At 71.5% G+C, this 2,992-nt stretch carries 3 protein-coding genes; 1 reads left to right on the forward strand and 2 read right to left on the reverse strand.

Annotated elements, in window-relative coordinates:
• Positions 1 to 84: 84 nt before the first annotated feature.
• Positions 85 to 741 (reverse strand): CatB-related O-acetyltransferase, encoded by a 657-nt coding sequence (locus ETD96_RS42895; RefSeq protein ID WP_138642207.1) that lies wholly within the window; start codon positions 739 to 741, stop codon positions 85 to 87.
• A 36-nt stretch (positions 742 to 777) separates the two neighbouring features.
• Positions 778 to 2,415 (reverse strand): ribosomal protection-like ABC-F family protein, encoded by a 1,638-nt coding sequence (gene abc-f, locus ETD96_RS42900; protein WP_138642208.1) that lies wholly within the window; start codon positions 2,413 to 2,415, stop codon positions 778 to 780.
• A 116-nt stretch (positions 2,416 to 2,531) separates the two neighbouring features.
• Here abc-f and ETD96_RS42905 point away from each other — a divergent pair.
• Positions 2,532 to 2,992, forward strand: a 461-nt coding sequence (locus ETD96_RS42905) for a TetR/AcrR family transcriptional regulator (protein ID WP_138642209.1), incomplete at its 3' end; no start/stop codon positions are given.

Here is a 2,992-nt window from a genome sequence, read left to right on the forward strand (position 1 = left end):
CGTCCGGCCACCGCGCTCCGCCCCCGTCGTCACAGCGCCCCGGGCAGGCTCAAAACGCCCAATGACCGGGCAAAAGACCTCCGATCAGCGGCCTCCCCACCCGGTCGGCGCCGCGCGCTCCAGCTCGTCGATGCCACCGGACATGATCGTGCGGATGTGCTCGGTGATGTGCTGGAGCGGCCAGTCCCACCAGGCCAGGGCCAGGAGCCGCTGAATGTCGGCCTCGCTGTAGCGGCGGCGCAGAAGCCTCGCCGGGTTGCCGCCGACGATGCCGTAGTCGGGGACGTCGTCCACCACCACGGACCCAGAGGCGATGATCGCGCCATGCCCGATACGGACACCGGGCATCACCATGGCGCGGTAGCCGAGCCAGACGTCGTTGCCGAGCACCGTGTCGCCGCGTCCGGGCAGGCCGCTGATCAGGTCCATGTGCTCGGCCCAGGAGCCGCCCATGATCGGGAACGGGAACGTCGACGGGCCGTCCATCCGGTGGTTGGCGCCGTTCATGATGAACCGCACGTCCTCGCCCAGCGCGCAGAACCGCCCGATGACGAGCTTCTCCGGCCCGTAGTGGTACAGGACGTTGCGGGTCTCGAACGCCGCCGGATCGTCCGGATCGTCGTAGTAGGAGAACTCTCCGACCTCGATCAGCGGCGAGGTGATCAACGGCTTCAGCAGCACCACGCGCGGCTGGCCGGGCATCGGATGCACCACGGTCGGGTCGGCGGGGGCAGACGGCATGAAGGAGTCCTTTCTCGATAGGTATGCAGGGAGACGTCAGGCCCGGGCGCCGGACGTCCGATCCGCCCGTACGGCCAGCCGGGCGCCCCACCAGCGCCGGCTCAACCGGCGATCATGGCTGACGATGACGACGGCGCCGTCGTACCCGGTCAGAGCCGTCTCCAGCTCCTCGACGAGGGCGGGCGACAGGTGGTTGGTCGGCTCGTCGAGCAGCAGGACGTCCGCCGGCTCACTGAGCAGCCGCGCCAGCGCGAGCCGCTGGCGCCCGCCGGTCGACAGCCGGCCCACCGGCACCGCGAGCCGGTCGGCGTCGAACAGGCCGAGCGACAGCAGCAGTTCGGCGTGCTCGTCGGGCTCGCCCTTGCGTCCGCGGGCGAAGGCGGCCAGCACCGACTCGTCCGCGTCCTCGAATCCCGGTTCCTGCGGCAGGTAGCCGATCCGACCGCGCCGGGTGACACGTCCCGCATCCGGTTCAAGCTCGCCCGCCAGGACGCGGAGCAGCGTGCTCTTACCCACGCCATTCGGCCCCGTGACCAGCAGATGCTCGCCCGCAGAAACGGTGAGGCTCATGCAGTCGAGCCGACCGGCGACGGCAACACCGTCCGCCTCCAGCACGGCGCCCCGCAGCGAACGAGCCCCCAGCACAGGAGTGAAGCGCAGCGGCTCCGGCGGGGCCGGAACCGGATCGGCGAGGAGGCGGCGCAGCCGTTCCTCGGCGTTCCGCACCCGGCTGGCCAGCGACTGCTGCACGCGGCCGCCCGCCCGGTCGTAGGCCATCTTGTTGCCGTCCTTCATCGGACGGCCGGGAGCCACCTGCCGGGCCGTGGTCGCCGCGGCCTCGCGGAGCCGGTCGACATCGGCCCGCCACCTCTCGTGCTCCTGCGCCCAGCGCTGCCGCGCCGCGGCCTTCTCCGCGAGGTAGCCGGCGTAGCCGTTCCCGTACCGCACGACACGGCGCCGGTCGGCGTCCACCTCCAACAGGTCGGTGGCGACGCGTTCGAGGAAGGCCCGGTCATGCGACACCGCGACCGTCGTCCCCCGCCGGGTCCGCAGGTGCTCCTCCAGCCAGCCCAGCGCGCTCTCGTCGAGATGGTTGGTCGGCTCGTCCAACAAGAGCACCTCGGGTGCGGACGCGAGAAGGGCTGCCAGCCGCAACCGGATCTGCTCGCCACCGGACAGGCTCCCCGCAGTACGGTCGCGCCTCACCAGCCCGAGACCGAGCCCGTGCAGCGCACGCTCCACGCGGGCATCGGCGTCGTAGCCGCCGCGCAGCTCGAAGACGGTCAGCAGCTCGCCGTACTCGGCCAGCCCCGACTCGTCGCCGGCGGCCATCGCCGCCTCCAGGCGGCGCATCCGCCGCTCGACCTTCCGGATATCGCTCAGCGCCCGGTCGATGACCTGCTGGACGGTCTGGTCTGGCGGCAGCCGCTCGTCCTGGGCGAGGTAGCCGACGCCGCCGTCGGCCTGGACGACGACCTCACCCCGATCGGGGCGTTCACGTCCGGCGAGCAGCCGCAGCAAGGTGGTCTTGCCGGAGCCGTTCTCGCCGATGATCCCGGTGCGCCCGCCGGCGGCGAGCGAGCAGGTCACCGAGTCGAGGACGACCCTGCCGTCAAAGGACTTGCCGACGGCGAGCGCGGTGATCTGTACGGGCAAGCGGGCACTCCAAAGCATTCGGGGACGGGACGGGGCGAACGCTTCGGATGAGCACCGACGACTCCACTAATACGACAACTGATGCATTAAGATGGTGCCACAGCCCATCCCTCCAAGCAATCGGACTACCGGCGATGACCTCCGCGACAGCCGGCCGCCGCCCCGGCGGCCGTACCGCCCGCGTGCGCGCGCAGGTGCTCGACGCCGTCCGCGCGGAACTCGGCGAACACGGCTACGACGGACTCACCATGGACGCCGTCGCCGCCCGTGCCGGCGTCCACCGCGCCACGGTGTACCGGCGCTGGACCGACGTCGGCGGCCTCCTCGCCGACGTCCTCGACGCGGCGGGCGACGACGACTGGCGCCCACCGGACACCGGCACCCTGGAAGGCGACCTGGCGGCCCTCAACCACGAGATCCAGGACGCCATGGCCGCCGAGCCCCCGATCATGGCTGCCCTGATCGCCGCCTCGTTCCGCTCGGAGAAGGCCGCCCGCGCCCAGCAACGCCTCTGGGAGGACCGCTACACCCGCTGCGAGATCGTCGTCACCCGCGCCATCGAACGCGGCGAAACCCCTGTCTCTTATACACTTCT

The sequence above is a fragment of the Actinomadura geliboluensis genome, from assembly GCF_005889745.1.
GTDB lineage: Bacteria > Actinomycetota > Actinomycetes > Streptosporangiales > Streptosporangiaceae > Spirillospora > Spirillospora geliboluensis.

Coding starts and splice junctions, on each gene's coding strand:
- abc-f (WP_138642208.1), bottom strand. CDS start 2,415: ATGCTTTGGAGTGCCCGCTTGCCCGTACAGATCACCGCGCTCGCCGTC.
- ETD96_RS42895 (WP_138642207.1), bottom strand. CDS start 741: ATGCCGTCTGCCCCCGCCGACCCGACCGTGGTGCATCCGATGCCCGGC.